Origin of the sequence: Halorientalis brevis (genome assembly GCF_042678165.1) — an archaeon.
GTDB classification, from domain to species: domain Archaea; phylum Halobacteriota; class Halobacteria; order Halobacteriales; family Haloarculaceae; genus Halorientalis; species Halorientalis brevis.
Window position 1 is genome coordinate 446,636 of sequence record NZ_JBHUDJ010000003.1, and the last position, 26,305, is coordinate 472,940.

General features: G+C 65.6%; 32 protein-coding genes. 22 read left to right on the forward strand and 10 right to left on the reverse strand.

Features of this window, described 5'->3' with window-relative positions:
• Positions 1-216: 216 nt before the first annotated feature.
• Genes ACFR9U_RS09385 through ACFR9U_RS09425 form a run of 9 tightly spaced genes read left to right on the forward strand, consistent with a single transcriptional unit; the run spans position 217 to position 8,128 of the window.
• Positions 217-1,239: a monovalent cation/H+ antiporter subunit E gene (locus ACFR9U_RS09385; protein ID WP_247374551.1), complete on the forward strand. Its 1,023-nt coding sequence runs from the start codon at positions 217-219 to the stop codon at positions 1,237-1,239.
• Positions 1,236-1,511: a cation:proton antiporter gene (locus tag ACFR9U_RS09390; protein WP_247374549.1), complete on the forward strand. Its 276-nt coding sequence runs from the start codon at positions 1,236-1,238 to the stop codon at positions 1,509-1,511. The genes ACFR9U_RS09385 and ACFR9U_RS09390 overlap by 4 nt, the downstream gene beginning before the upstream one ends.
• Positions 1,512-1,835, forward strand: coding sequence for a monovalent cation/H(+) antiporter subunit G (gene mnhG, locus ACFR9U_RS09395; protein ID WP_247374529.1), 324 nt, complete (start codon positions 1,512-1,514; stop codon positions 1,833-1,835). It begins immediately after the preceding gene.
• Positions 1,832-2,368 carry a DUF4040 domain-containing protein gene (locus ACFR9U_RS09400; RefSeq protein ID WP_247374527.1) on the forward strand — a complete coding sequence of 179 codons (537 nt, stop codon included), beginning with the start codon at positions 1,832-1,834 and terminating at the stop codon, positions 2,366-2,368. The genes mnhG and ACFR9U_RS09400 overlap by 4 nt, the downstream gene beginning before the upstream one ends.
• Positions 2,365-2,856, forward strand: coding sequence for an MnhB domain-containing protein (locus ACFR9U_RS09405; protein WP_247374524.1), 492 nt, complete (start codon positions 2,365-2,367; stop codon positions 2,854-2,856). Before ACFR9U_RS09400 ends, ACFR9U_RS09405 begins: the two co-directional genes overlap by 4 nt.
• Positions 2,853-3,209 (forward strand): cation:proton antiporter subunit C, encoded by a 357-nt coding sequence (locus tag ACFR9U_RS09410; RefSeq protein WP_247374488.1) that lies wholly within the window; start codon positions 2,853-2,855, stop codon positions 3,207-3,209. Before ACFR9U_RS09405 ends, ACFR9U_RS09410 begins: the two co-directional genes overlap by 4 nt.
• Positions 3,202-4,713: a monovalent cation/H+ antiporter subunit D family protein gene (locus ACFR9U_RS09415; RefSeq protein WP_247374485.1), complete on the forward strand. Its 1,512-nt coding sequence runs from the start codon at positions 3,202-3,204 to the stop codon at positions 4,711-4,713. The genes ACFR9U_RS09410 and ACFR9U_RS09415 overlap by 8 nt, the downstream gene beginning before the upstream one ends.
• Positions 4,710-6,422 carry a cation:proton antiporter gene (locus ACFR9U_RS09420; RefSeq protein WP_247374481.1) on the forward strand — a complete coding sequence of 571 codons (1,713 nt, stop codon included), beginning with the start codon at positions 4,710-4,712 and terminating at the stop codon, positions 6,420-6,422. The genes ACFR9U_RS09415 and ACFR9U_RS09420 overlap by 4 nt, the downstream gene beginning before the upstream one ends.
• Positions 6,422-8,128, forward strand: coding sequence for a Na(+)/H(+) antiporter subunit D (locus ACFR9U_RS09425; protein ID WP_247374478.1), 1,707 nt, complete (start codon positions 6,422-6,424; stop codon positions 8,126-8,128). Before ACFR9U_RS09420 ends, ACFR9U_RS09425 begins: the two co-directional genes overlap by 1 nt.
• Position 8,129: 1 nt before the next feature.
• On the opposite strand, the gene coaBC is transcribed toward ACFR9U_RS09425, so the two are convergent.
• Positions 8,130-9,296 (reverse strand): bifunctional phosphopantothenoylcysteine decarboxylase/phosphopantothenate--cysteine ligase CoaBC, encoded by a 1,167-nt coding sequence (gene coaBC, locus ACFR9U_RS09430; RefSeq protein WP_247374474.1) that lies wholly within the window; start codon positions 9,294-9,296, stop codon positions 8,130-8,132.
• Between the two features lie 121 nt (positions 9,297-9,417).
• Here coaBC and ACFR9U_RS09435 point away from each other — a divergent pair, with 121 nt between their 5' ends.
• The gene (locus ACFR9U_RS09435) at positions 9,418-9,921 is read left to right on the forward strand and encodes an SCP2 sterol-binding domain-containing protein (protein ID WP_247374454.1); all 504 of its coding nucleotides are present in this window, start codon (positions 9,418-9,420) and stop codon (positions 9,919-9,921) included.
• A 66-nt stretch (positions 9,922-9,987) separates the two neighbouring features.
• Here the strand turns inward: ACFR9U_RS09435 and ACFR9U_RS09440 are convergent, their stop codons facing one another.
• Entirely contained in the window at positions 9,988-10,452 is a 465-nt protein-coding gene (locus ACFR9U_RS09440) for a YbhB/YbcL family Raf kinase inhibitor-like protein (protein ID WP_247374452.1), read from the reverse strand.
• A 65-nt stretch (positions 10,453-10,517) separates the two neighbouring features.
• Complete coding sequence (locus tag ACFR9U_RS09445) at positions 10,518-11,252, reverse strand: FAD-binding protein (protein ID WP_247374449.1); 735 nt, start codon at positions 11,250-11,252, stop codon at positions 10,518-10,520.
• Between the two features lie 293 nt (positions 11,253-11,545).
• On the opposite strand from ACFR9U_RS09445, the gene ACFR9U_RS09450 reads away from it, so the two are divergent.
• The gene (locus tag ACFR9U_RS09450; RefSeq protein ID WP_247374444.1) at positions 11,546-12,142 is read left to right on the forward strand and encodes a twin-arginine translocation signal domain-containing protein; all 597 of its coding nucleotides are present in this window, start codon (positions 11,546-11,548) and stop codon (positions 12,140-12,142) included.
• 155 nt (positions 12,143-12,297) lie between these two features.
• On the opposite strand, the gene trpB is transcribed toward ACFR9U_RS09450, so the two are convergent.
• Complete coding sequence (gene trpB, locus ACFR9U_RS09455; RefSeq protein ID WP_247374440.1) at positions 12,298-13,479, reverse strand: tryptophan synthase subunit beta; 1,182 nt, start codon at positions 13,477-13,479, stop codon at positions 12,298-12,300.
• A gap of 138 nt (positions 13,480-13,617) precedes the next feature.
• On the opposite strand from trpB, the gene ACFR9U_RS09460 reads away from it, so the two are divergent.
• On the forward strand, positions 13,618-14,148 hold the full coding sequence (locus ACFR9U_RS09460; protein WP_247374437.1) for an SRPBCC family protein: 531 nt from the start codon (positions 13,618-13,620) through the stop codon (positions 14,146-14,148).
• 165 nt (positions 14,149-14,313) lie between these two features.
• Here the strand turns inward: ACFR9U_RS09460 and ACFR9U_RS09465 are convergent, their stop codons facing one another.
• Positions 14,314-15,027: a halocyanin domain-containing protein gene (locus ACFR9U_RS09465; RefSeq protein ID WP_247374416.1), complete on the reverse strand. Its 714-nt coding sequence runs from the start codon at positions 15,025-15,027 to the stop codon at positions 14,314-14,316.
• A 121-nt stretch (positions 15,028-15,148) separates the two neighbouring features.
• On the opposite strand from ACFR9U_RS09465, the gene ACFR9U_RS09470 reads away from it, so the two are divergent.
• The 6 genes from ACFR9U_RS09470 to ACFR9U_RS09495 all read left to right on the forward strand — a co-directional run bounded on the left by ACFR9U_RS09470 (position 15,149) and on the right by ACFR9U_RS09495 (position 20,960).
• Positions 15,149-15,565 carry a DUF7541 family protein gene (locus tag ACFR9U_RS09470; protein WP_247374413.1) on the forward strand — a complete coding sequence of 139 codons (417 nt, stop codon included), beginning with the start codon at positions 15,149-15,151 and terminating at the stop codon, positions 15,563-15,565.
• A 74-nt stretch (positions 15,566-15,639) separates the two neighbouring features.
• A complete protein-coding gene (locus ACFR9U_RS09475; RefSeq protein WP_247374410.1) occupies positions 15,640-15,882 on the forward strand; it encodes a DUF6684 family protein in 243 nt (80 codons plus the stop codon).
• 231 nt (positions 15,883-16,113) lie between these two features.
• Positions 16,114-17,892: a cytochrome c oxidase subunit I gene (gene ctaD, locus ACFR9U_RS09480; RefSeq protein ID WP_247374406.1), complete on the forward strand. Its 1,779-nt coding sequence runs from the start codon at positions 16,114-16,116 to the stop codon at positions 17,890-17,892.
• 87 nt (positions 17,893-17,979) lie between these two features.
• Positions 17,980-18,288, forward strand: a complete 309-nt coding sequence (locus ACFR9U_RS09485) for a hypothetical protein (RefSeq protein WP_247374403.1) — start codon at positions 17,980-17,982, stop codon at positions 18,286-18,288.
• Between the two features lie 78 nt (positions 18,289-18,366).
• A complete protein-coding gene (gene purL, locus ACFR9U_RS09490; RefSeq protein WP_247374397.1) occupies positions 18,367-20,526 on the forward strand; it encodes a phosphoribosylformylglycinamidine synthase subunit PurL in 2,160 nt (719 codons plus the stop codon).
• A gap of 86 nt (positions 20,527-20,612) precedes the next feature.
• A complete protein-coding gene (locus ACFR9U_RS09495) occupies positions 20,613-20,960 on the forward strand; it encodes a DUF5658 family protein (protein WP_247374393.1) in 348 nt (115 codons plus the stop codon).
• A gap of 30 nt (positions 20,961-20,990) precedes the next feature.
• On the opposite strand, the gene ACFR9U_RS09500 is transcribed toward ACFR9U_RS09495, so the two are convergent.
• Positions 20,991-21,176: a DUF7550 family protein gene (locus ACFR9U_RS09500; RefSeq protein ID WP_247374389.1), complete on the reverse strand. Its 186-nt coding sequence runs from the start codon at positions 21,174-21,176 to the stop codon at positions 20,991-20,993.
• A 170-nt stretch (positions 21,177-21,346) separates the two neighbouring features.
• Here ACFR9U_RS09500 and hisF point away from each other — a divergent pair, with 170 nt between their 5' ends.
• The 3 genes from hisF (at position 21,347) to ACFR9U_RS09515 (ending at position 23,240) form a co-directional block, all read left to right on the forward strand.
• Positions 21,347-22,162, forward strand: a complete 816-nt coding sequence (gene hisF, locus ACFR9U_RS09505) for an imidazole glycerol phosphate synthase subunit HisF (protein ID WP_247374386.1) — start codon at positions 21,347-21,349, stop codon at positions 22,160-22,162.
• Between the two features lie 227 nt (positions 22,163-22,389).
• Positions 22,390-22,707, forward strand: coding sequence for a hypothetical protein (locus tag ACFR9U_RS09510; protein ID WP_247374368.1), 318 nt, complete (start codon positions 22,390-22,392; stop codon positions 22,705-22,707).
• The gene (locus ACFR9U_RS09515; protein ID WP_247374365.1) at positions 22,704-23,240 is read left to right on the forward strand and encodes a winged helix-turn-helix transcriptional regulator; all 537 of its coding nucleotides are present in this window, start codon (positions 22,704-22,706) and stop codon (positions 23,238-23,240) included. Before ACFR9U_RS09510 ends, ACFR9U_RS09515 begins: the two co-directional genes overlap by 4 nt.
• On the opposite strand, the gene ACFR9U_RS09520 is transcribed toward ACFR9U_RS09515, so the two are convergent.
• The 4 genes from ACFR9U_RS09520 to ACFR9U_RS09535 are packed head-to-tail and all read right to left on the reverse strand — an operon-like array spanning position 23,234 to position 25,265.
• Entirely contained in the window at positions 23,234-23,779 is a 546-nt protein-coding gene (locus ACFR9U_RS09520; protein WP_247374354.1) for a hypothetical protein, read from the reverse strand. The genes ACFR9U_RS09515 and ACFR9U_RS09520 overlap by 7 nt on opposite strands.
• Positions 23,779-24,063, reverse strand: coding sequence for a hypothetical protein (locus ACFR9U_RS09525; protein WP_247374352.1), 285 nt, complete (start codon positions 24,061-24,063; stop codon positions 23,779-23,781). Before ACFR9U_RS09525 ends, ACFR9U_RS09520 begins: the two co-directional genes overlap by 1 nt.
• Positions 24,050-24,952 (reverse strand): FAD:protein FMN transferase, encoded by a 903-nt coding sequence (locus tag ACFR9U_RS09530; protein ID WP_247374349.1) that lies wholly within the window; start codon positions 24,950-24,952, stop codon positions 24,050-24,052. The genes ACFR9U_RS09525 and ACFR9U_RS09530 overlap by 14 nt, the downstream gene beginning before the upstream one ends.
• Before the next feature lie 10 nt (positions 24,953-24,962).
• Positions 24,963-25,265 carry a hypothetical protein gene (locus ACFR9U_RS09535; protein ID WP_247374336.1) on the reverse strand — a complete coding sequence of 101 codons (303 nt, stop codon included), beginning with the start codon at positions 25,263-25,265 and terminating at the stop codon, positions 24,963-24,965.
• Between the two features lie 143 nt (positions 25,266-25,408).
• Here ACFR9U_RS09535 and ACFR9U_RS09540 point away from each other — a divergent pair, with 143 nt between their 5' ends.
• The gene (locus ACFR9U_RS09540) at positions 25,409-26,305 is read left to right on the forward strand and encodes a CAP domain-containing protein (RefSeq protein WP_247374334.1); all 897 of its coding nucleotides are present in this window, start codon (positions 25,409-25,411) and stop codon (positions 26,303-26,305) included.

The following is a 26,305-nucleotide window of genomic DNA, read 5'->3' on the forward strand; positions in this document are numbered from 1 at the left end:
ATGTAATACTTGCATCACTAATCCGGCAGTCGATCGTGAACTTGTCCAATACAAGTAAATATTTTTATAGATGGGTCGCTGGCCCAGCGCCGATGGAAAGCAAAATGGCTTTGATTGGATGCCTCCAACGCGAAGGATAACAGTGAATATTGCCAGGTTCCGAGGGCCTGCACTCGTTTGGACCACTCGGTCACGGGTCTCGATGGGTGAGACAGGATGACGAGCGGGCGACTGATGGTGCCGATAAGCGAGTCGGTCACCCTCCGCAACACCGTCGCGTACGCCGTCCGCCACGCCGTCGAACTAGACGTCCAACGGCCGGTCGTTCACTTCGTCTACCCGTTTTCCCGACAATCGGCCAGTGATGAAGACACTGCAGACGCCGAGGAACTCCTGGAGCGCGTCGAAGTCTGGGCACGGGACGACATCGGCGACGACGAAGGTGCCGTGGACATCGAAACGGCGGTCGTCGGGCTCGACGTGTATCTCTTCAGTCCTGGCGATTACGCAGACGTCTTGACGCGGTACGCAGATCGAGAGGACCTCCGGACAGTGGTGCTCGATCCCGAGTTCAATCCGTCGGGAACGACGCCGCTGTTGCCGCCACTCCAGTCTGAACTCGAACAGGCGGGGTTCGAGGCACTCCAGGCGCCCGTCGAGCGGCCGACGAAGCGCCCTCGATTGGTCCGCGGAGCGGGGGTGGGTCAATTTCTCCTCCTCGCCACGCTCTCGTACGGCTTCTATCTCCTCGTCGGGGGCTCGCTCGCCGTCTTCGATCTCGTGACCGGCGCGATATCCGGACTCGTCGTCGCGACGGTCCTGTGGCACATCTCGTTTACGGGGCCGGTGCGGCCCGACCGACTGCTCGTGCGACTCGCCCGCATGGTCGTCTACGCGCCGTACCTCCTCTGGGAGATCGTCCTGGCGAACTTCCAGATCGCCTACGTCGTGTTGCATCCCAAGCTCCCCATCGACCCGGAGATGGTCGAGTTCGACGCCGCCGTCTGGTCTGCCATCCCAGTGACGACGCTCGCAAACAGTATCACCCTCACGCCGGGAACGCTCACGGTCGACGTCAACCGACAGAACTTCACCGTACACACGCTCACGCCCGGGGCGCGTGACGACCTGTTCTCCGGTTCGCTAGAGCGGGCCGTCCGGTTCGTCTTCTACGGACGCGTCGCCGCGCGAATCCCGAGTCCCAAAGAGCGAGGCGAGGCCGGGGGTGACGAGTCGTGACGCTGGTCACCGACGCGCTGTTCGCGACCGTCGGGGTGTTCGTCGGCTTCTCGCTCGTCATCATCTACCGGATCTTCCGGGGGCCCACGATGCAGGACCGCGTCATCGCGGTCAACGTCGTCGGGACGAACACGGTCGTCATCATCGCGCTCCTCGGCGCCGCGACCGACGACCCCGGCGTCCTGGACATCGCGCTCGTGTACGCGCTGTTGAACTTCCTGATGAGCATCGCCATCTCGAAGTTCACCGTCGAACGCGGAGGTGTCATGTAGATGGTGTCGATCACAGACGGAACGGTCGTGGTACTGCTCGCAGGCGGCGCCTTCTTCGGGCTCGTCGCGGCGATCGGCCTACTTCGGTTGCCTGACCTCTACACGCGCGCTCATGCGGCGTCGAAGACGGACACGCTCGGTGCGGGACTCACGTTGGCGGCCGTCGCTATCGTGTTCGACGCGGGACTGCCGACGGTCAAAACGGTCCTGCTCCTGGTGTTCCTGTTCATCACGAACCCCACGGCCGCCCACGCTATCGCCCGGGCAGCCACCGAGCAAGGAATCGAGCCCTGGACGAGCGATGGCGGAGGTGACCAGTCGTGAGCAATACGCTGGTCCTCGTGATGTTGGCACTCGTGCTCGCGAGCGCCCTCGCGACTGCGGTGCTTCGCGACGTGCTCGGAGCGATCATCGCCTTTGCCGCGTACAGCCTGGGCATCTCGATAATCTGGGTGTTCCTCCGCGCGCCCGACGTGGGACTGACGGAGGCGGCCGTCGGTGCGGGAGTGACGACCGTCCTCTTCCTGCTGACGATCACGAAGACGGTCAGACCGCCTGGAGAGCGAATTATCGAACCGATCGACTGGCGAGGGCTCCTCGTCGCGGTCCTGCTGGTCGGGGTGCTCGCATCGACGCTCGGTGCACTCCCGCCCGTCGGATCGGCCGAGACGCCGGTCGCCACGTCGGAAGTCACCGAGTACTACCTCGGCAATGCCTACGACGAGACCGGCGTCGAGAACGCCGTGACGGCGGTGTTGGCTGCGTACCGTGGCTTCGACACGCTCGGTGAAGCCGTGGTGGTCTTTGCCGCTGGTGTCGGCCTGCTGGTCGTGCTGCAAAAGGAGGAGTTCGCATGAGTGACGCAGACGAGACCGAGGCCGCAGAGCGCCTCTACGTCGAGAGCCCGATCATCATGGCGACGGTACGCGTCGTCGCGCCGTTCGTGCTCACGTTCGGCCTGTTCATCATGTTCCACGGTGCGGACTCGGCCGGCGGTGGCTTCCAGGGCGGCGTCATCGTCAGCACGGTCATCCTCATGGTCGCTATCGCGTTCGGGATCGAGCCGACGCGTGACTGGGTCGACCCGGCGACCATTGTCGCGGTCATGGGGATCGGCGTGAGCGTAATCTTGCTCATCGCGATGGGATCAGTCGCGCTCGGCGGCCGGTTCCTCGACTACCACGCGTACCCCATCCATCACGCGAGCAAGTACGGGATCGAACTCTTCGAAATCGCTATCGGCGTCATCGTCTCGGGCGTCGTCGTCGGCCTGTTCTTCGCCATCGCGGCCGGCGTCTCTCGGGCGCCAGAGGCCGAATCCGAGGACTCGGAGGGACTGCTATGATCGACATCATCGCTTCACGGAGCTACTATCTCGCGACCTTCCTCCTGCTGGGTATCGGCACCTACATCATGATCGCTAGCAAGAACCTCGTCAAGAAAGTCATCGGCATGAACGTCTTCCAGACGGGGATCTTCCTGTTTTTCATCGCCTCTGCCTACATCGACGGGGCGAAAAACCCGGTCATCCACGGCGAGGGACCGTACGTCAGTCCGCTCCCGCACGTGCTCATTCTCACCGCTATCGTCGTCGGTGTGAGCCTGACCGCCGTCGCGCTCGGCCTCATCGTCCGCATCTACGGGGAGTACGGGACGCTCGAAACGGACGTGCTGGAGGAGGTGCGTGCCGATGAGTGATCTTGCCCCCTTCCTGATCGCGTTGCCGATCCTGACGGCCGTCGTCGCGTTCCTGGCCGGCCTCGTGCGCTCTGAGTCTGGCTGGCCGGTCGCCGTCGTCGGGATGGCCGGCCAGGCTGGACTGGCAGGGCTGCTGGCGTACCGCGTGTTTACCGCTGGCCGAATCCAGTACGTGGTCGGTGGATTCGAGGACACGTACGGCATCGAACTCGTCATCGACGGCCTCTCCGCGTCGATGATCGTGCTGATCGCCGCAGTCGCACTCGGCGTGCTGGCCTACGCGCACGCTGCTGGCCCGCGCTCGAACGCGTTCTACACGATGTACGCGCTCCTGGTCGCCGGTCTCACCGGCATGAGCATCACCGGGGACGTGTTCAACATGTACGTCTTCCTCGAAATCACGGGGCTCGCGGCCTATGCAGTGGTCGCCAGCGGAGAGTCGGGCCGGTCGGCGGTCGCGGCACTGAAGTACCTCATCGTCGGGACCGTCGGGGCGTCGCTGTTCCTGCTCGGCGTCGGGTACGCCTACATCGGGACGGGGACGCTCAACATGGCCGATCTCTCGACGGGACTGGCAGCGGTCGGCTACACCTCGACGCTGGTCCAGACGGCCTTCGCGTTCATCGTCGTCGGCCTGTTCATCAAGGTCGCCGTCTTCCCGCTGCACACCTGGCAGCCGGAAGCCTACGCCGGCTCGCCGGACAGCGTCAGCGCGCTCATCGCCGCACTGGTTTCGACGGTCGCTGCATACGCGCTCGCGCGGATCACGCTCGACGTCTTCACGGTGGAGTTCCTGGCGGCGAACCCGCTGGCCCGCGATCTCATGATCGCCGGCGCGATAGTCAGCATCGTCGCCGGCAGCGCGCTCGCGGTCGCACAGACCGAGATCAAACGGATGCTCGCGTACTCGTCGGTGTCGCAGTTCGGGCTCGTGCTCGCGGCGCTCTCGGTGACCAACGAGACGGCGCTCATCGGCGCCGCCGTCCACCTCGTCGGGCACGCCATCATGAAGGGCGGCCTGTTCCTCACGGCGGGACTCGTCGCCACGGGAACGGGCGCACGGACCGTCGCCGCCTACGAGGGCCTCAGCGATCGGATGCCGGTCGCAGCCGGGGCGTTCGCGGTGCTCTCGCTGGCGATGGTCGGCGTCCCGCCGATGGTCGGCTTCGCCGGCAAGTGGTACATCGCGCTCGGGGCCGTCGAGGCGGAGGTGTGGCCGCTGGCGGTGGTCATCCTCCTCTCGACGCTGTTGACCCTGGCGTACTTCGTCCGCCTGATCGAGCGGATGTACTTCCGGGAGGCGACGCCCCTGTCGGACGAGGCGGCCGCGGAGGCTGACGCCGGGTCGCCGACCAGCGACACCGTCCTGGCCGACGGCGGCCGCGTCACGGCGGGGATGTACCTGGCAGTGCTCGTCGCGGCCGTCCTCGCGGCGACGCTGGGGCTCGCAGTGGTAGAGTACGGACGACTGCTCGAACCGACGCTGAACCTACTCCTCTCATGACTGACATCGCATCCATTCGCCCCATCGCGGCCGTGCTCGTGTCGGCGCTCGCAATCGTGCCCATCCTGGCGACCGGGAACCGACCCAACGTCAGGGAGGCCTGGTCGGTGCTGGCGGCAGTGACCAACCTCGGTATCGTCGCCAGCATGGTGCCGGGCGTGCTCGCCGGCAACGTCTACGTGACCGACTTCGGGACGTTTCTGCCCGGCATTCGGTTCGCGCTCCGGGCCGACCCGCTCGGCATCCTGTTCGGGTTGCTCGCTAGCCTCCTCTGGCTCGTGACGACGTTCTACTCCATCGGGTACATGCGAGGACTGGACGAGCACGATCAGACGCGCTACTTCGCGGCGTTCGCGGCGAGCGTCGCCTCGGCGGTGGGCGTCGCGTTCGCAGGCAACCTCATCGTCATCTTCGTGTTCTACGAGCTGCTGACGGTCGCGACCTACCCGTTGGTCGCACACGACGAGACGCAGGAGGCCCGTGCGGCCGGTCGGAAGTACCTCGCGTACACGTTCAGCGGCGGCGTCGCGGTGTTCGCTGGCACCGTGCTCGTGTTCTGGCTGACGGGCACGACCGCATTCACGCCGGGCGGCATCGCGCAACTCGCGACCGCCGATCCCGTGCTGGCCCGCGTTGCGTTCGCACTGCTTGCGAGCGGGTTCGGCGTCAAGGCCGCGCTGATGCCGATGCACTCCTGGCTCCCGGACGCGATGGTCGCGCCGACGCCCGTCTCGGGCCTGCTCCACGCCGTGGCCGTCGTCAAGTCCGGCGTGTTCGGCATTGCCCGGCTTATCCTCGACGTGTTCGGTCCGGATCTGGTCGGTGACCTGGGGATGGGGCTGCCGCTCGCTGCGCTCGCGGCGTTCACCCTCACCGTGGCCAGCGTCATCGCGCTCCGACAGGACAACTTGAAGCGCCGGCTGGCGTTCTCGACGGTGAGCCAGCTCTCGTACATCGTCCTCGGACTCGCCGTGCTCACCCCGTATTCGCTCGTCGGCGGACTGCTCCACATCCCCGCTCACGCGTTCATGAAGCTCACGCTGTTCTTCTGTGCAGGGGCGCTCCACGTCGAGACCCACACCGACGACATCAGCAACATGGCGGGCATCGGCCATCGAATGCCGCTGACGATGAGCGCCTTTGCCGTCGCCTCCATGGGGATGGCCGGGATCCCGCTGGCGGCCGGGTTCGTCAGCAAGTACTTCCTGCTCATCGGATCGATCTCCGCCGGTCAGGCGGTGTTCGCCGGCGCGCTCCTGCTCTCGGGCATCCTGAACATCGCGTACTTCTGGCCGGTCGTCTACACGGCCTTCTTCGAGTCGCCGATCGAGTCCGATCAGAAACCGCTGGTCTCCGGCGTGTTCGGCGGCCGGGTCGCCCGGGAAGCCGCCACCGACGGCGGTCGAAAGCCGGACGAGGGCGGCGACGAGCCACACAAAGACGACCACGGCTACGCGGCCGACCACGAGGGCCAGGGCCTCCAGGACGACATCGAAACCGCCGAGCAACTCCACCACGAAAACGGGCCAGACCACAGGCTCGACTGGGAACACCGGAGCTGGCGCGGTGACGAGTCGACGTGGTTCATGCTCGCGCCGATCCTGTTCGCCGCCGCCGGCTCGATCGCGCTTGGAATCGCACCCGACGCGGCCGTGTTCCTGCGAATCGTCCGTCTCATCGTCGCGGGCGTGACGGGGGTGACCGTCTGATGGTCGATCCCGTTGTTCCGCCGTTCGTGCCCGTCTTGCTCGCAGCAGTCTTGCTCCCGTTCGTCGGGCGCAAACTCGGGCACGCGCTGGGGCTCTTGGCGACGGCCGCCGTCGTTCCGTACGTCTGGCTCGTCCCCGAGGGAGCCTTCCTGCCGGCGCAACTGTTCGGGTTCGACGCGATCCTGTTCAACGTCGACCCGTTCTCCAGGCTGATGGGGCTGATCTTCGGGTTCATCGGTGCCGTCGCGGTGCTGTACTCCTGGGCCAGCGAGGCCGACGCGCCCCAGACGGCCTTCGCGCTGGGCTACGTCGGCACCAGTCTGGGAGCCGTCTTCGGCGGTGACTGGCTCACCCTGATCTTCTTCTGGGAGCTGATGGCCGTCACGAGCACGGCGCTGGTCTGGTACTACGGCGGGCGGGCGGTCCGCTCGGGCTTCCGGTACGCCATCTACCACGGCATCGGTGGGACGCTCCTGCTCGGCGCCATCGTCTGGCACTACGTCGAGGTCGGGTCGTTCCTCTTCACAGCGTCGCCGGACGGCCTGACCGGGGCCGTCGCCCCGCTGCTGGCAGCCGTTGGCATCGGCGTCAACGTCGGGTTCGTCGGCCTGCACACCTGGCTGCCCGACACCTATCCGGCCCCCCACTTCGCGGCGAGCGTCTACCTCTGCGTCTTCACCACGAAGACCGGCGTCTACGGGATGTACCGCGCGTTCCCGAACGGCGAGATCGCCATCGCGTACATGGGCGGCCTGATGGCCGTCTTCGGCGCGAGCATGGCGCTCCTCCAGAGCGACATGCGTCGGCTGCTCTCGTATCACATCCAGTCCCAGGTCGGGTACATGATCGCGGGCGTCGGCCTCGGCGGTGCGCTGGCGACCGCCGGCGCGTTCGGCCACGTGTTCAACCACATCCTCTACAAGAGTCTGCTGTTCATGACCGTCGGCGTCGTCATCTACCGCACTGGGAAGGAAGACTTAGACGACCTCGGCGGCCTCGCTCGGAAGATGCCCATCACCGCGATCACCTTCTTCGTCGCCGCGCTGTCGATCGCGGGCTTCCCCGGCTTCAACGGCTTCGTCTCGAAGGGGATGGTCATCGTCGCTGCCCACCACAAGCACCTGGACGTGCTCTGGTACCTGCTGCTGGCCGGTGGCGTCGGGACGTTCCTCTCGTTCATCAAACTGGGCTACTACGTCTTCATCGAGGGCGAGTACGACGGGATGGTCAAGGACGCCAACGTCGGCCAGAGCGCGGCGATGATTGCAGTGGCGGCGCTCTGTGTCGTCTACGGGCTCTACCCGCCGGCACTGTACGCGCTCCTGCCCGGGTCGTTCAGCTACACCGCGTTCACGCCGAGCCACCTCGCAGAAGGCTTCATCCTGGCCGCAGCCGGGATCGTCGGGTTCGTCGTGCTGAAAACGCCGCTTCACAAGATCGGGCTGGCGCCCGACCTCGACCGCCTGTACAACCCCAGCGTCTTCTACGGCACCCGCGGGTTCGTCGTCGGCGTCACTGAACTGTACGCTGCCGTCGATCGAGCGGTGGTCGGACTCGCACAGCAGACCGTGCACGCGGTCGAACACCCGGACGAAGTCGCCGGCCGACTCCGCGGGTCCGACCGCGTCGACATCCGAGCCGGCTTCGGTACCAGCATCCTGCTGGTCGTCGTCGCACTCACCCTCGCGCTCGTGCTGGTGCTGTAACTCAGGCGAGCTCGCTCGCGAGTTCGTCGGCTACCCGCGCGCCCAATCCCGCTTTGCTGCCGGCGTATTCGTCGACGCTGTCGCTCCGGACCAAGAGCACCTCCGTTTCGGCCTCGCCCATCACGTCGGCGTGATTGCCGACGACGAACGACAGACCGACGCGCTCCAGCGTGTCGCGAGCGCGGTCGACGAGCGCGTCCTCGCCGCCCTCGGTCTCGACCTTGAACCCGACGATGGGGAGGTCCGGCCGTTCCTCGCGAACGGTGTCGATGAGCTTCGGCGTCGGCGAGAGTTCGAGCGTCACGTCCTGCCCGGACTTGATCTTCTCGGGGGCGGCGTCGACGGTGTAATCGGAGATGGCCGCGGCCGAGATCAGAGCGTCCGTCGATTCGGCGTGGGCGAGCACGCCGTCGATCATCTCTTCCGCGCTCTCTGCGTCCTCGACGGTGGCATAGTGGAGCTCGTCGCCGTATCTGTCCGCGTCGTGGACGAGGGTCACGTCGGCGCCGCGGACGAAACACGCCTTCGCGACCGCGCGCCCGGTTCGCCCCGAGGCGCGGTTCGAGAGCGTTCGGACGGGATCGACCGATTCGGTCGTCGCCCCGCTCGTGACGACGACGTGTTCGCCGGCGAGTGGGTGGGGGGTCGCGGCACGGGCCACAGCGGTTACGATGGCGTCTTCGGTCGCGATCTTGGCCTTCTCCTCTTCGATGCGCGGGTCGACGAACTCGACGCCCCAGGACTCGACTGTCTCGATGGCTTCGAGCACGCCCGGGTGGTCGTACATCGGTTCGTGCATCGCGGGCGCGACGACGACTGGCAGCCCTGCACCCAGCGCCGTCGTGGCACAGGTCGTCACCGGCGTGTCGTCGACGGCGGCCGCGATCTTCCCGACCGTGTTGGCCGTGGCGGGGGCGACGAGCAGGACGTCTGCCCACTCGTCGCGGCCGCAGAGCGCGACGTGTTCGACGTTCCCGGTGATCTCGGTGACCACTGGATTGTCGGTGGCGAACTCGAGCGCCCAGGGATGGATGATCCCCTGTGCGCTGTCTGTCATGACGCCCCGAACGTTTGCACCGCGGCGACGAAGCTCGTGGGCGAGTTCCACCGTCTTCACTGCCGCGATGGACCCAGAGACCCCGAGCGCGACGTTCACTCCGTCAAGCATTGTCCTTCTCTTCTTTCGGCTGGGGGTAAATTCCTATGGATGCAAACCGGACTGGGACTTTAAACAACCTCGTATGTATCAGGGAAGATTTAGTATGATTCGCTTCACAGGTGGAGATGTCATGACTGACGAAATCATCTTTCCGAGTCAGGCGTGGTTCGACGAGTACAAGAACAAGGTAAACGAGGACGAGGAGTACGCCGACAAGTCCGAGGGCTGGGGCGTCGACTTCAACGGTGACTTCATCTTCAAGATGACCGACATGCCGATCGATCAGATCGACGTCGACGCCCTGCCGGGCGACCTGCAGGACGAACTCGACACGTACGTCGACGGCGGGACCGGCCAGGCGTTCGTCGGTCTCGAGGACGGCGGCTGTACCGAAGCCTATCTCATCGAGTCCGAAGACGAAGTCGATCAGGGCTTCGTCCTCACGGGCACCTACGACAACTGGGTCGAACTGATCCGCGGCAACATCGGTGCCGTCGACGGGCTCATGTCCGGCAAGTTCGAACTCGACGGCGACATGCAGAAAGTCCTGCAGTACTCCGACGCAGCGACGCTGCTGACCGAGGACGCCGGCAAGGTCGACGCCGTGTTCGCCCACGAAGAGTACGCGAAATAGACGACCGACTCGACCACTTCCGCGCCTGTACCCGGAGGGGGTGGGCGCGTTTCTTTTCGGTTTCGGCTACGACGGTGCGTACGTGCCCTCGAGCCGCGTGTCTGCGATCACGTGCCCGGTCATCGCGTCCTGGAGCGCGTCCTTGTCGGCTGCCGCCGACAGGTCGAGCCTGGTATCGAGCGCGTACAGCATGAACCGGTAGGTGTGTTCGCGGTCAGGGGGGTTCGGACCGCCGTAGCCGTGCTCCCCGTAGTCGTTCTGTCCCTCGACTGCGTCGGTCTCTTCGGGTGACCAGCCTTCGGGCAACGCCTCGGTGTCGGGGTCGACGTTCCAGACGAGCCAGTGGTCCCAGATCTTCCCCGCTGGCTCCATCGCGTCCGGGTCGTCGACGATCAGCGCGAGCGATTCGGCGTCCTCGGGCACGTTCTCGATCGTCAGCGGCGGATTGACGTTCGCCGCCGTGTAGCCGTACTGGTCCGGAATCCGCTCGCCGTCACCGAACGCCGGACTCGTGAGGTGGAGGTCGGCCATAGTAGGTCCCTCTCACAGGAGGTTCCACTGCGAACGAAAAGAAACTAGGCCGACCTTCCGGATCGCTACTCGTCGTCGGCGACGCTGGGGTGCTGCGTCGGCTCTTCGGGGTGTGGGTCGGCGAAGTACTCGCTCATCACGTCGAGTGACTCCTGCTCGCGCTGGCGCCGTTCCTCGTCGCTGATCTCCTCACAGCCCGGCGGCACGTCGCGCCCGCGTCCCGTAAAGTAGCCTTCGGGTGCCGTCCAGTCGTGGTAGAACGGCCGGTCGTCCTCGTCCAGGAGCGACACGGCGACTTCGGCACCGTGGCCGGCACAGATGATCGTCTGATACGGTTTCTCGGCGAGTCGACCCGCGACGTACAGGCCGTCGACGCCCGTTTCCCCCTGTTCGTTGCAGTCGACGAACGTCTTCCCGCGGTCGACGAACCCGATGCCGTCGATCCCGCGGAGATAGTCGACCGTGTTCTTCGTCGCAGCGATCACGTAGTCGCCCCAGACCTGCTCTCCGTCGGCCGTCTCGACGATGAACCCCTCGTCGTCGACCGAGACCTCCGTGACTTCGGCCGTCTCGCGGTCGCAGCCGGCGCGCGCTGCCTGCTCACCGAGCAGCTCCAGGTAGAGCTTGGCGTTCACGCCAGCCGGGAAACCGGGGACGTTCTCCAGATGCGCGTTTCGGTTCAGGATCGACTCGTCGGTGTCGTAGACGAGCGTGTCCAGCCCGTGACGGGCGGTGAACACGCCCGCCGTGAGACCTGCGACACCCCCGCCGACGACGACGACGTCTCTGGTTTCGGTCATAGCAAGCGCGGGTTCTCGGGGGAGCGAATAGTACCTGACGGGTTCGGCCGGGTCAGCCGCATCGAAAGCCAGTCTTACTGTCTTCCGACGCCTTGACAGACCACGCTCGATACTGGTGGCCAACAATGCAAGAGCGATGATTGGTCTGGAGGAAAACAGCCGGGACGCGACCGAACCAATCATGTCTCGAAGATAATCCGGCGCTACCTTCCGCTGGCAGGTCCTTATCTGCTGAACAGTCGTCCGCGTTTAACGGTCTGTGCGGCGAAGAGTCCATGCGGTGAAGGCAATTTATGACAGACAAAAACAACCTTTTAGAGACTCTCACGGGTGACTCGTCGCGTCGATCAGTCCTCAAGACCGGGGCGCTCACCACGGCAGGGCTGACGCTGACCGGTGTCGGGTCGGCTGCCGCACAGGACGACGACGTCGTCGACGGGGGATCGGACAAGGCCCTCATGTTCGCCGACGAGTTCAACCCCAACTCGCGGTTCGTCATCACCTCCCCGGTCATCCGGTGGAACCCCAACGTCCAGGAGGTCAGAGACGCCGACTGGTCGGAGTACAACACCCGGATGATCCGGTACCTCAACACCGGACAGCGGGCGCAGTTCTTCATGGCCGAGGACGCTGAGGTCCCCGATTACGACGACCAAGCCGGCTACGTCGTCGACGCCGAGGGCGACACCCAGCAGGGCAATCCCCAACCAGAAGTGTTCTCCATGGAACAGGAATGGGCGCCCTTCGGTGCCTCACGGCTGGTGACGGTCAACTTCTCGCCCGTCGGCGAGGACGAAGAGGACTCTCTGCTCGAAGACGAAGACTGGTGGCTCGATGGCGACGGCAACGGGGACGGCGGAAATACGACTACCAGCGGCACCCCGCAGTAACGCCAAAATCCCACACTGTCTTCAGCCGTCTCCATTCTTTTCGATCGGACCTGCCCAGTTCGGACAGCCCCGTTCAGTCCGAACGCAGCGACGCCATCCTCGACCGGTTCGTCAACTCACGGCGATGAGAATAGGCAAGAACGATCTCGCCGGCTTCAGTTCCCGAGGTCGAAGTGCTCGGCTGCAGTTTCCATGTCCTTGTCGCCCCGCCCGGAGAGGTTGACGACGATCGTCTCGTGGTCGGTCTCCTCGGCGACTCGCTTTGCCATCGCGAGGCCGTGGGCGGTCTCCAGTGCCGGGATGATGCCTTCAGTCATCGAGAGCGTGCGGAAGGCTTCGAGGGCCTCCTCGTCGGTGATCGCGCGGTACTCGGCGCGACCGAGTTCGCGGAACATCGCGTGTTCTGGGCCGACCCCGGGGTAGTCCAGCCCGGCGGACACGGAGTGGACCTCGGTGTCGTCGTCGATGACCCGGGTCTTCATGCCGTGGATGACGTCTTCTTTGCCGTCGTCCAGCGGAGCCGCGTGGCGAGTCGACTCCGCGCCCTCGCCGCCGCCTTCGCCGCCGTAGAAGGCCACGTCGTCGTCGCGGAAGGCGTGGAACAGGCCGATCGCGTTCGAGCCACCGCCGACGCAGGCGACGCAGGCGTCGGGAAGCCCGCCGATCTGGTCCTGGATCTGCTCGCGTGCCTCTTCGCCGATGACCGACTGGAACTCCCGGACCATCCGCGGGAACGGGTCGGGACCGACGACCGAGCCGACCATGTAGTGGGTGTCGTCCACGTTCTCCATGAAGTCCTCGAGCGCTGCGTCGACGGCGTCGGCCAGCCCTTCGCCACCCTGGGTGACGGGGTTGACCTCGGCGCCCATCAGGCGCATGCGGAAGACGTTCATCTTCTGGCGCTCGACGTCTTTTCTCCCCATGTAGATCTCCGTCTGCAGATCGAACAGCGCGCCGACCATCGCGGTCGCCGTGCCGTGCTGACCGGCGCCGGTCTCGGCGATGAGACGTTCTTTGCCCGCCTTCTTCGCCAGCAGCGCCTGTCCCAGAGCGTTGTTGATCTTGTGGGCGCCGCCGTGCAGCAGGTCCTCGCGCTTCAGATAGATCTCGGCGCCGTACTCCTCGGAGAGCCGCTCGGCGTGGTACAGCGGCGTCGGACGGCCGGCGAACTGCTCCAGCACTGCGCGGAAGTCCTCCTGGAACTCGTCGGTGTCGACGATCTCGTCGAACGCAGCGGCGAGCTGTGCCAGCGGTTCCTGCATCGGCTCGGGGACGTGTCGCCCTCCGAACTGACCGAATTCACCGCTGGCGGCTTTGCGCTCTTGCTCGTTGCTCATAGTGGGTTGTGTGTCTCTACTGATGCACAAATGTGTATCGAATCGCCCAGTGTTGGCGAACGTAGCCCGGTTCTCGTGACTGCTGTCTCGTCCTGGGGCTGCGGAACCCTTACGGTGATGTCTCCCTGAATATCCCCCGTGGATCACGTCGAGGTCAGTACCGTCGTCTACTTGCCACCGGCGGAGGTCTACGACTTCCTCCTGGATTTCCCCCGGTACGCCGACTACTCGAAACACCTCCAGGAAGTCCGGCACGACGGCGACGGCAGCCCCGGAACGAACTACTACATCACCTTCGCCTGGTGGAAACTGTCCTACACTGCCCACTCGAAGGTGACCGACGTGGACCCGCCAGCCAGGATCGACTGGCAGATCACCAAAGACATCGACGCGAAGGGCTACTGGGGGATCGATCACGTCCCCGACGAAGCGCCACCGAACGAACCGACGGCCTGTCGCGTCCGACTCTTCGTCCAGTTCCACCCCGACTCTGCTGACTCCGACTCGATCGACCTCCCCCGATTCGTCTCGCTGGACTGGGTCATCGAGAAGGTCAAGCCGATGATCCGAAACGAAGCGGAGCGAGTCGTCGAACGCATCGTCGCCGACCTCGAAGGCCGTCGGCGCCCCGTCGACCTCGAGATTCACACGACCCCAGAGACGGTGTGAACGTTCAGGGCGATCGGTGCCGGTCGCGATCCGGCAGGCGACCTCAGACAGGGTGTGGACTGGAGCGACGCGCGACTGCGTCTCGCGAGTGGGGAACCTGGGTTCGACCTGGGCGTCCAGGTCACGGTGGAAAAGTCGAACGGCTGACTGCGACGGCTCCGTTCGTTACTGCGACACGTCGTAATCGCCGCCGTACTTCATGAAGAAGTACGCCAGTCCGAGCGTCGCGCTCATGACGAGCGACGTGGCGACGCCGATGGTTTTCGCGCTGTCCGGAAGCACCGGGACGCCGCCACCACCACCACCACCGCTGCCAGCGGGGGCTTTGGTCGGGTAGTCGGTCCCGACGACGATCGAACCCAGCATTCCGCTCGCCTTGTGCGGGTTGCAGTAGTAGTTGTAGACGCCGTCGGAGTTGAACGTGTGCTCGAAGTTGACGCCCGCCGACGCGGTGGGCGCACCCGACTCGAAAGAGCCGTCCTCGGCGACGACGTTGTGCGCGCCACCTTCGCCCGTCCACTCGAACTTGACCGTGGCGCCGTTGTCGACGTGGACCGCAGCCGGCCCGAACGCCAGGCCGCCGTCGCCGACACCGACCTCGACGGTCACCTCTGAGCTGCCGGTCTCGTCGACGACGTTCCCGTCGTAGTTGTTGGCGTCGTCGAGGTAGCCACCGAGGTCCGGCGGACCCGTGGGTGCGCCGCCTCCGCCGCCACCGCCGCCGGTCTCGTTGCCACTGGTTTCGTTGCCAGCAGTCCCGTTACCGCTCGTTTCGTTACTTTCCTGTGCGGCTGCCGTACCGGATGCCGCTGCGACCGCGGTACCGCCAGCGGCCGCCTGCAGGAATCCCCGGCGCGAAACGCCCGCATTATCAGCCATGTGCGACGGTTAGAGAGGGGATGTAGTGAATATGTTGGTTCGTCTGCGTTCCACCGGGGTCACCCCGGGTGCTCGGACAGGTTCCGATGCGCCTTTCACTGCAGAGGTCCAGTTAGTGGGTATGAACGAGGAACCCGGACTCAGCGACCAGTACCGGATGGCCAGTCCCTGGCCGCTGTTCGTGGCGCTCGGGGTGACGCTCTCCGAGGTCGGCATCATTATCGGCATCTTCGCCATCGCAGTCGGCGGACTGTTGCTCCTCGGCGGCAGCGTCGCGGGCATCCTCAAAGAGTCGGGCTACGTGGAGGCGCTCTGGGGCTCGCTCGTCGGGTTCGGCGCCCTGCTCCTCGTCGCCGGTGGCGCGCTGTTCGCGTCGCAAGTCGGCGTCGACGCGGGCGTCATGGTCGACGTGATCGCGAACCCCGGCGACTTCGGACCGGTCGTCCCGCGTGCGCTCGCGATCACGATTTCAGGGGTCATCCTGGTCGCCGCTGGTGGGGCCGGACGCGTGCTCGAAGCGAACGCGATGGACGCCTGAGACCCTTTCGGCCCCGTCGCGCGTCGGCGGTCGATTCCGACAATCTATTTACCTGCGTCTACGAATGGAGGAACATGTCATCGAAGACCTTCGACCGTGAAACGCTGTTGGACCTCACGGTCAACGGCATTCCGCTGGGGATCATGGTCTTTTTCGTCATCGCGTACGCGTTCGTGAACCCCTTCGGTTGGAACGACCTCGTATCGACGCTCCAGTTTTCCATCATCATCGTCACGGCGCTTCTGCTCTCTATCCTGACGTACTTCGCGGGGAAGGCGATCTCCGAGGCCGAAGCCGAGATGGAAGCCGCAGAGTAACCGATCGGCGAACTGACCCCTTCGTCTTTCCGCTCACGTCGTTCCACCAGCGGATCGTGTCCAGCGTCGAGGAAGTCCGATCGACCCTGACTGCTGGCCAGTTCCCCGCCGCATTGCCGTTCGTCGCACGAACTTTCCGTCCGTTCTGCCTGACAGAGTGGGTACGAACGCGTCCCCACGGACACCAAAATGGAACCTTTCTTTAGCCCCCAGGTCAGAGACTTGCATATCATGGCTGAAGGGCAGCTTGCGCTGACGGTGTTGATGGGGGTTTTCCTCGTCGCCGTCGCAGCGCTTTTGGCGCGTGTCGAAAACTGGCGCTCCTACACACCGCTGGCTGGTGGGAGCGCGCTCGGTGAGGAATCGGCTCACGGACACAGCGAGAAACCCGGCGGCATCATCCGCTGGCTGACCACGGTCGATCACAAGGACATCGGGATGCTGTACGGTGCGTACGGCCTCCTCGCCTTCGCCGTCGGTGGCATCATGGCCGTGCTCATCCGACTGCAGCTCCTCGTTCCGACTGGCGCCATCATCGACAACAACTTCTACAACGCGATCCTGACGAGTCACGGGATCACGATGCTGTTCCTGTTCGGGACGCCGATCCTCGCGGCGTTCTCGAACTACTTCATTCCGCTGTTGATCGGGGCCGACGACATGGCGTTCCCCCGCATCAACGCAATCGCGTTCTGGCTGCTCCCGCCGGGCGCACTGCTCGTCTGGGGCGGCTTCCTCATTCCCGGTATCGGAGCGGCACAGACGTCCTGGACGATGTACACGCCGCTGTCGGTCGAGCAGACCCAGGCGGGTGCGGACCTGATGATGCTGGGCCTGCACCTCACCGGCGTCTCGGCGACGATGGGGGCGATCAACTTCGTCGCGACCATCTTCACCGAACGTGACGACGAGGTCAACTGGGCGCGCCTGGACATCTTCTCGTGGACGATCCTGACCCAGTCGGGGATCATTCTGTTCGCGTTCCCGCTGCTGGGGAGCGCGCTCATCATGCTGCTGCTTGACCGGAACTTCGGGACCACCTTCTTCGCGCTCGAAGCGGGTGGGACGATCCTCTGGCAGCACCTGTTCTGGTTCTTCGGCCACCCCGAAGTGTACATCCTCGTGTTGCCGCCGATGGGCCTGGTCAGCTACATCCTGCCGAAGTTCTGCGGCCGGAAGCTGTTCGGGTTCAAGTTCGTCGTGTACTCGACGCTCGCGATCGGCGTCCTCTCCTTCGGGGTCTGGGCGCACCACATGTTCACCACGGGCATCGACCCCCGGCTTCGGGCGTCGTTCATGGCAGTGTCGTTAGCGATCGCAGTGCCGAGCGCGGTCAAGACGTTCAACTGGATCACGACGATGTGGAACGGGAAACTCCGCCTGACGACGCCGATGCTGTTCTGTATCGGCTTCGTCGCCAACTTCATCATCGGCGGGGTCACCGGCGTCTTCCTCGCGTCGATCCCGGTCGACATGATCCTCCACGACACGTACTACGTGGTCGGGCACTTCCACTACGTCATCATGGGCGCCATCGCGTTCGGCGTCTACGCTGGCGTCTACTACTGGTTCCCCATCTACACCGGTCGGATGTACCAGCGCACGCTCGCGAAGTGGCACTTCTGGCTCACGATGATCGGGACGAACCTGACGTTCTTCGCGATGCTCGTGCTGGGCTACCTCGGCATGCCCCGCCGCTACGCGACCTACGACTTCGGCGCCGCGATCTCGCCGCTCACCCAGATCGTCAACTTCCACCAGATGGCGACGGTCGGCGCGCTGATCCTGCTGGTCGGCCAGATGATCTTCGTCTGGAACATCGTCACCTCCTGGCTGGAAGGCCGCCAGGTCGGCGCGGACCCGTGGAACCTCAAGGAAGAGGCTCCCGAACTGTACGGCCGCGAGTTCGTCTGGCACAAGGACCGCATCGAGACCGCCATCGCAGACGGCGGTGAGGAAGAGAAAGCGATGACGGACGGCGGCCAGCCGGCCGACGCCGACGACGCGTAATCGAACGCCGCCGTTTCCTTTTCCGTTCTTTCGTCCCGAACAGCTTCGGGACTGTTCTCTTTTGACCGCGAGTCGTCACTGACTCGTATGACCGGCTGTCACGCTGAACACGACGAACTCGCCGCCGACGTCGAGGGGCACGAGGGCGTCGAGGCGGCCTGGGCGGCCGAGAGCTTCACCGATCAGGTCCTGTTCGTGGAAGTGCCCGACGATCGCGACGTTCCCGACGCGGTGATCGACCGACTCGCCGCACACGGACTGACAGGGGCAAGCGAGGCCTACGGCATCGCGAGCGGGGACGATTCCTCGTCGGCGGGCCCAGTCGGTGATCGTCACCAACACCGGTTCGTCGACCCCGAGGCGAGCGACTGGCTGGCTGGACGGGCCGGCGACTGACGAAACACAGGGGTCGGAGGCCGGTGTCCAGGCTGGACATGGAAAGCGATTTAGCCGGCCTGGAGCTACGGATTCTCAATGAGTCTCTCCGATTCGGACCGCGAACTCGTCACCGCGGAACTCGGCCGCGAACCGACGGCGGCCGAAGCTGCGCTTTTCGAGAACCTCTGGAGCGAACACTGCGCGTACCGCTCGTCGCGACCGCTCCTCGGGGCGTTCGACAGCGAGGGCGACCAGGTCGTCGTCGGTCCCGGCGACGACGCGGCAGTGGTCGCGCTCCCGTCGACCGACGGTGACGGGAACAGTGACACGTACATCACGATGGGGATCGAGAGCCACAACCACCCGTCGTACGTCGACCCGTTCGACGGCGCCGCGACGGGCGTCGGCGGCATCGTCCGCGACACGCTGTCGATGGGCGCCTATCCCATCGCGCTCGCGGACTCGCTGTACTTCGGCGGCTTCGACCGCGAACACTCCCGCTACCTCTTCGAGGGCGTCGTCGAGGGAATCAGCCACTACGGCAACTGTATCGGCGTTCCCACGGTCGCCGGGAGCGTCGCGTTCCACGACGACTACGAGGGCAACCCGCTCGTGAACGTCGCCTGTATCGGCCTCACGAACGCCGATCGGCTCGTCACCGCCGAAGCGCAGGAGCCGGGGAACAAACTCGTCCTCGTCGGCAACGGGACGGGTCGAGACGGACTCGGCGGGGCCTCGTTCGCCAGCGAGGACCTCGCGGAGGACGCCGAAACGGAGGACCGACCCGCGGTCCAGGTCGGCGACCCGTACACGGAGAAACTGCTCATCGAGGCCAACGAGGACCTCGTGGATCAGGACCTCGTCGAGTCGGCGCGTGACCTCGGTGCCGCGGGCCTGGGCGGCGCGACCAGCGAGATGGTCGCCAAGGGCGGCCTCGGTTGTGAGATCGAACTCGAACGCGTCCACCAGCGCGAACCGAACATGAACGCGCTGGAGATCCTGCTCGCCGAGTCCCAGGAGCGGATGGCCTACGAGGTCGAGCCGGACAACGTCGACGCAGTCCGGGAGATCGCCGAGCGCTACGACCTCGGCTGTTCGGTCATCGGCGACGTGACCGAGGGCAACTACGTCTGTACCTTCGAGGGTGAGACGGTCGTCGACACGCCCGCGGAGTTCCTCGGGGACGGCGCGCCGTTCAACGATCTGGAGTCGGTCGAACCCGCGCAACCAGAGACCGATCTGCCGGACGTCGACCTGACCGAGGCGTTCGAGGCGGTCGTCGGCAGTCCGAACACGGCCTCGAAGCGGTGGGTCTACCGCCAGTACGACCACGAAGTCCAGGTCCGGACGGCGACCGCGCCGGGCGACGACGCGGCGCTGCTGGCCATCCGCGAGGAAGGCGTCGGCCTGGCGTTCTCGGCGGGCGCGGACCCCAACTGGACGACGGCGGCCCCCTACGACGGTGCGCGGGCCGTGGCGCTGGAGAACGCGACGAACGTCGCGGCCAAGGGCGCGACGCCGCTGGCCGCGGTCGACTGTCTGAACGGCGGCAACCCGGAGAAACCCGACGTCTACGGCGGGTTCAAGGGGATCATCGACGGCCTCGCAGACATGTGCAGCGAACTCGACGTGCCCGTCGTCGGCGGGAACGTCTCGCTGTACAACGACTCGACGGCCGGCCCGATCCCGCCGACGCCGACGCTGGCGCTGGTCGGAACCAAGGAAGGCTACGACGCGCCGCCCGCCGCGTTCTCCGGCGACGGGGAACTAGTCGTCGTCAACGACCGCAGCCTCGCCGGAGAGGCCGACGCGCGGCTGGGCGGGTCGGAGTATCTCGCACAGTTCGACGGCAGCGACCAGTACCCCGACCTGCCCGACGAGCGCGCGGCGTTCGTCGAGACGCTGGCCGCGGTGGCCGACGCCGAAGAGACGCTGGCCGTTCACGACGTGAGCCACGGCGGGCTGGCGGTCACGCTGGCCGAGATGGTGACCGACGACGCCGGTGCCTCGATCACGCTCGACGGTGACGCATCGCCGGCACACCTGCTGTTCAACGAGCAACCCGGTCGGGTCGTCATCGAAACGACGGACGCCGACGCCGTCGCGGCCGCCTTCGACGGGATCGCACCGGTCGAGACCGTCGGAACGACCGACGAGTCGGCCGAACTTGACCTGACGGTCGGCGACGAGACGATCACCACCGACGCCGACGCCATCGCCGAGCGTCGTTCGATCATCGACCGCGAACTGGAGTAGGGACGACCGCCACGGCCACGGCAGTCGAACCACGCTGCACCGACCCGTCCGTTATTTGTCCGTGGCGCGCGATTTCTCTCCGAGAGATGGACGCGGAGCGGGACGAACCGGCGTTCGTCTGGCGCGTCGAGCGTCAGCTCTCGGACTCCGAGGCGGTGCTCTGGAGCGTCATCGTCGTCGCGTCCGTGTTCGACGTGCTGGCGACGATGCGGGGAATCGCACTCGGTTTCGAGGAGGGAAACGCCGTGGCTCGCGCGTTCATCGACACGTACGGTGATCCGGGGATCGGCCTGCTCAAGTTCGTCGCGCTGGCGCTTCTCGTGGTCGCCTGGTGGGTGCTCCCGGAGCGGTCTGCGACGCTCGTTCTCGCGGGATTCGCCGTGATTTCGCTGCTCACGATCGCGCTGAACGCGATCACGCTGGCGGGGCTCTAGGCGGCTGCATACCCGGAAGAAAGTGTGGCCTTACAGGAGCAGCGGGAGGCCGAACGTGATGGCCACGCCGACGAGGAAGACGACGATGCCGAACCCGACCTGGCCCATCGTGTAGTCGCTCTGGGGTGCGGTGCTCCGGAGTGGCGGCTCCTTCTCGGGAAGGTCCGGACTCGTCGGATCGTAGTCCGGGCGATCTTCGCCGTGGTCGTCAGTCATACGCGGGGATTCACGCGGGGGGTACTTCGGCTTGTCGAAAGGACGGCCGAGTGAACTGCACTCGTGTGGACCGACGCGATCCCGGCGAACGCTCGCAAACGCGTCGGGCGGGAGTGACGACGGTCCGGACGGCTTTTACTGCCCGGCCGCGGATTGACAGGTAACAGACCATGGTCCTGACCAAGCGCATCATCCCCTGTATCGACGTGGACATCGACGAGGACGGGAACGCGGCGGTGTACACGGGCGTCAACTTCGAGGATCTGGAGTACACCGGCGATCCGGTGGAGATGGCGAAAAAGTACAACGAGGCGGGCGCAGACGAGTTCGTCTTCCTCGACATCACCGCCTCGGCCGAGGGCCGCGAGACGATGCTCGACACCGTCAAATCGGTGGCCGACGAGGTGTTCATCCCGCTCACGGTCGGCGGCGGCATCCGCACCCGCGAGGACATCAAGGAGACGCTGCGCGCCGGCGCGGACAAGGTGTCGATCAACACCGGCGCGCTCGAACGGCCGGAACTCATCACGGAAGGGGCGCGCTCCTTTGGCAGTCAGTGCATCGTCATCAGCGTCGACGCCCGGCGCCGCTTCGACGAGGAGGGCGAATACTATGCGGAGGTCGACGGGGAGTCCTGCTGGTTCGAGTGCACGGTCAAGGGCGGTCGCGAGGGCACCGATATCGACGTGATCGAGTGGGCCAAGGAGGCCGAACAGCGGGGCGCCGGCGAACTGTTCGTCAACTCCATCGACGCCGACGGGACCAAGGACGGTTACGACATCCCGCTGACGACGGCCGTCTGTGACGCCGTCTCGACGCCGGTCATCGCCTCCTCGGGCTGTGGCGGCCCAGAAGACATGTACGAGGTGTTCACCGAAGCCGGCGCTGATGCGGGTCTCGCGGCCTCTATTTTCCACTTCGAGGAGTACTCCATCCAGCACGTCAAAGAGTACCTGGACGAGCGAGACGTGCCGGTGCGGTTGTAACTTGTTACTGTACCGCGAGCAACCGTCGGGAGCGAGCGGCTTTTTTGGTCCAGATTTTTCAAGGAGGGTTCGCGAGCGGAGAGAGCGAACCCGACGCAGAAAAAGGTGGGGAGGAGCGAGACGTGCCGGTGCGGTTGTAACTTGTTACTGTACCGCGAGCGACCGGCGGAAGGTTTCGACGATTGGACGTGAACGCTTTTCGGGAGCCGACACCGAAATTGAGGGAGATGCTCACTGGCGGCCCCTTCGTCGTGTTGACGCTCGCACAGACTATCGAGCAGGTCGTCAGCCTCGGAATCTTCGTCGTCGCGCTCGCCCTGGCGACGCTGAGTGCGATGGCCTGGCGCCGCGAGCGCGATCGGCGAATGCTCGTCGTGGCCAGCGCGTACGGTCTGTTCGCGCTGTACGGTCTGATCGTCTTTCTGGAGTACTTTCTGCTACCGATTCTGGGCGGCGTGACTGTCGAACTGCTCGAACATAGCTCGGCCGTGTTGATACTCGCCGGCCTCCTGGCCTTCTTCTACGTCCTCACCGGAGACAGATGACGGGGGCGGACGACGACGCTGCCGAACTGGAACTCGAGTCGCGGCGAGCGATCTACAAGGCCGTCGAGTCGACGCCCGGCATTCACTTCCGGGCGCTCCTCGACGAACTCGACTACGCGCAGGGGACGCTCCAGTACCACCTCCGGTGGTTGGCCGACGCCGACCTCGTTGCAGTTTCCGAGGACGGGAAGTACACCCGCTACTACCCGGAAGGCTCGTTCGACGAAGGGGACCGTGCGGTGATGAACGCGCTCCGGCGCCAGTGTGCGCGGCGGATTCTGGGGTACCTGGTCAGCGAGGGGGCCCTGACGACCTCGGAGCTGAGCGACCGCATCGGGAAGGCCGCGTCGACGGTCTCCTTTCACCTCTCGCAACTCGCAGACGCGGATCTGGTGACCAGTGAACGAGACGGGCGAGCCGTCGAATACGAAGTGACCGACCCCGAGCGCGTGTCACGGCTGTACGCCCTCCACCACCGTTCGTTCGCCGACAGACTCGTCGACCGACTGTTCGACCTCTGGGACGCCTACTGACTCGCTGGGGCCCCGTCAGAGACGGGCCCGTGCGACACCAGCACGCGCAGCGCGAAGAGGTACGTGACGAACGCCGTCGCGGGAACGATCGCCGGACGGATCAGCCCGAGCACGTCCGTGCCGATCGCCGCCGCGTGGATCGTTGCGAAGGCGTAGCCTGCGTAGGCGAAGCCGTGGACGACCTGTGGCCCCCACGGGGCGCTGAACCGCGTCGCATCGAGAAAGCCCAGGGCAGCGACGATGGTCAACAGCAGAGCGCCCACGCCGACTGCGGCACCGGCGACGAGAAACGTGGTGCCGTACTGCGGCTCGGGTGCCTGGCCGGTCGCCACGAGCCACGTGTCGAGGACGCCGAGCAGACCGTGGGCGAGCGTCACGACCAGCGCGAACACGGCGATCTCGACGTGGACGCGCCGAGCCAGTTTCGCGAGCGTCCCGAACTGGGGCTCGCCGTACAGAATCCCCGTCACCGTCGCGGCGTACAGCGCCGGATAGGCGACGAGTCCGGTCGCGCGGTCGAGGAGCCAGACGAGATCCATCAGGACGCCCCCGTCGTGGCGACGACGTCCGGACAGCCGTCGCCGTCCTGGAAGTCGTTTACCGTCTCGGGTCGCGTCGGGCACGCGTCGGCGGTGTCGTTGACCCCGTCGCCGTCGTAGTCCGCGGGCGCCTGTCGGTTCGTCACCTGATCGGCCGCGAGATCGGCGGCCTTCGCGTGCATCGTCTGCTGTTCCCGCGTATCCACGAGCTGCCACGCGACGGGCATCGTCGCGGCGACGAGCAACAGCGACACCAGCGTGACGGCGAGTCTAGTCCGCGACATGGTCTCCGAATCCCTCGGTTTCGTGGAAGATGCCGTCGTGGACGACGAGTGCTTCGAGGCCGTCCCACGCTTCGGCGAGCGTGAGTGCGTCCTCGAGTGGCGACGCCGCCAGCGTCGTCGCGAGCGCGTCCGCTTCAGTGCAGTCGCGAGCGGCGACGACCGTTACGAGATCGTGTCGCGCCCCGGCGTCGCCAGTCCGGGGATCGTAGACGTGGTCGACGCCGCCGCGGCCCCGCCGATAGCCCGCTGAGGTCGCGACGTGCCACTCCGTGTCCAGTACTTTGAGGTGATCGTCCTCTGCCGGCGCGGCACCGTACGGGTTCTCGATGCCGATCGGTCCCGTCGGGTTCGCGACGTCGCCCCCGCCGCTGACGAATCCGTGACGGCCCAGTCCGTCCAGCGTGTCGAAGGCGTGATCGACGACGTACCCTTTCGCCAGGCCGTTCAGGTCGAGCGGCTGGTCGGTTCTGACCTCGTTCCCGTCGACGGTGACCGTCGCTTCGTCGCGGTCCGTCGCGGATGGCTGTTCGCCCCCGTCTCGGATGTAGGCTTTCAGCTCGTGTTCGAACTGCCCGTGGCGAACGTCGAAGGCGCCCTCGGTCCGATCGGCGTACGCCAGTCCGCGCCGGACGACCGACGCGACGTGGTGGTTCTCGACGCGTCCGGTTCTGTTGAGTACCGCGACAGCGCTGTCGCTGTCGAACGCGTTCAGGACGCCTTCCAGCCTGGCTGCCGTTTGCTGGGCCCGCTGGACGGCGCGTCGCGCGCCCGGCCCGATTGCCGCGGCCACGAACGTCGTGTCACAGCACTCGAACCGGACTTTCGCATCGCCCAACTGTTCGCGCGCTCCAGCGACGGCGCTGGAGATCCGATTTGAAATGGCGACCATCAATGCTCCCCTACTCGTGCTCCTCGTGTTCTTCGTACTCTTCTTCCTCTTCCTCGTGGTCCTCGTACTCCTCTTCTTCCTCGTGTGCTTCGTATTCTCCACCGCGACCGTCGTTGCCGTTCGAGACGGCAGCCGTGAAGTTCTGGTTGGGCTGTGGTGCGTCACTGCCTGCCGCCGTCGGTGTGGCGCCACTGGTGTCAGCTGACGTGTCGATGACGCCGGGAACGATCAGCGCCGACGCCACCACGGCCGTGGCGAGTGCTCCTACCAGAGTCAGTGCGACCAGTCGGTTGGTCGGAAGCGGGTTCCGCATATCTACTCGTTCCCGAATCTCCTCAAAGGGCGTTCGCGTCCGGTCGTCGAAACGTCGTACAGTCCTCGAAGCGTCACGGCGGTCGCCGTCGCGTCCGTCCCCGCCAGCTATTTGCCTGTCTGCCACTTTCGAGCGAACGAGTAATGGAATGGCGGTGCGCGTGGTGTGGCAAACCCCACGAAGAGAACGATCCACCGTGTGACAACTGTGGCCACGGCGAGTTCGAGAAGGCGGTCGTCCCGATGGCACCCGAGTCCGATGACGACGACAGTGACACGATCACCGTCTGGGTGTGCGCCGAGTGTGGGAACGACCATCCCAAACACACCCCGCCCTGTGACCGCTGTGGCGGCGGCCCGCTCGAACGCCGCGACGTCGACTACGACGAAGAGGCGGTCATGGCCGAGATGCTCGGCGCCGACGAGGGCGGCCGCTCCCCTTCGGCGGACGTGAGCTACCTCGACGTGCTGGATACGAAACTCGTCCTCGGTTTCGTCGGCGTCGGACTCCTGGTGGTCGTCCTCGCACTGGGGTTCATGGGGATCGTCGACGTCCCCGGCATCCCGAACGACGGCGGGCCGGTTCCCGGAAACGCCACGACGTACCAGGGCCTCTCACTGTCGACCGTCGAAGCGGAGTACGTCTCGGAGTTGAACGCACGCCGCGCGGCGAACGGGGACGCGAACCTCACGCGGGACCAACCGCTCTCGTCGGCCGCGACGTCGTTCAATCAGGATCGCGTCCGTGCGGAATACGCTGACGGCGAGGGGCCGAACAGCAAGGCGGTCGGACGGCGCGTGGACGACGCCTGTGGCGACGCCGACCCCGCGTCCGTGATATTCGCGGTGGAAGCCGGGCAGGGACAGGACGCAAGCCAACGCTTCGACTCGGAGCGAGCGATGGCGCAGGCGCTGGTGAGCGCGTATCGAAACAGTCCGGACGCGCCGGCGTCGTTCGCAAACACCTCGAACGGCATCGTGGGTGTCGACGTTCACGTCGCACCGGACGGGAGAATCTACGTGACGCAGTTCGCGTGCTGA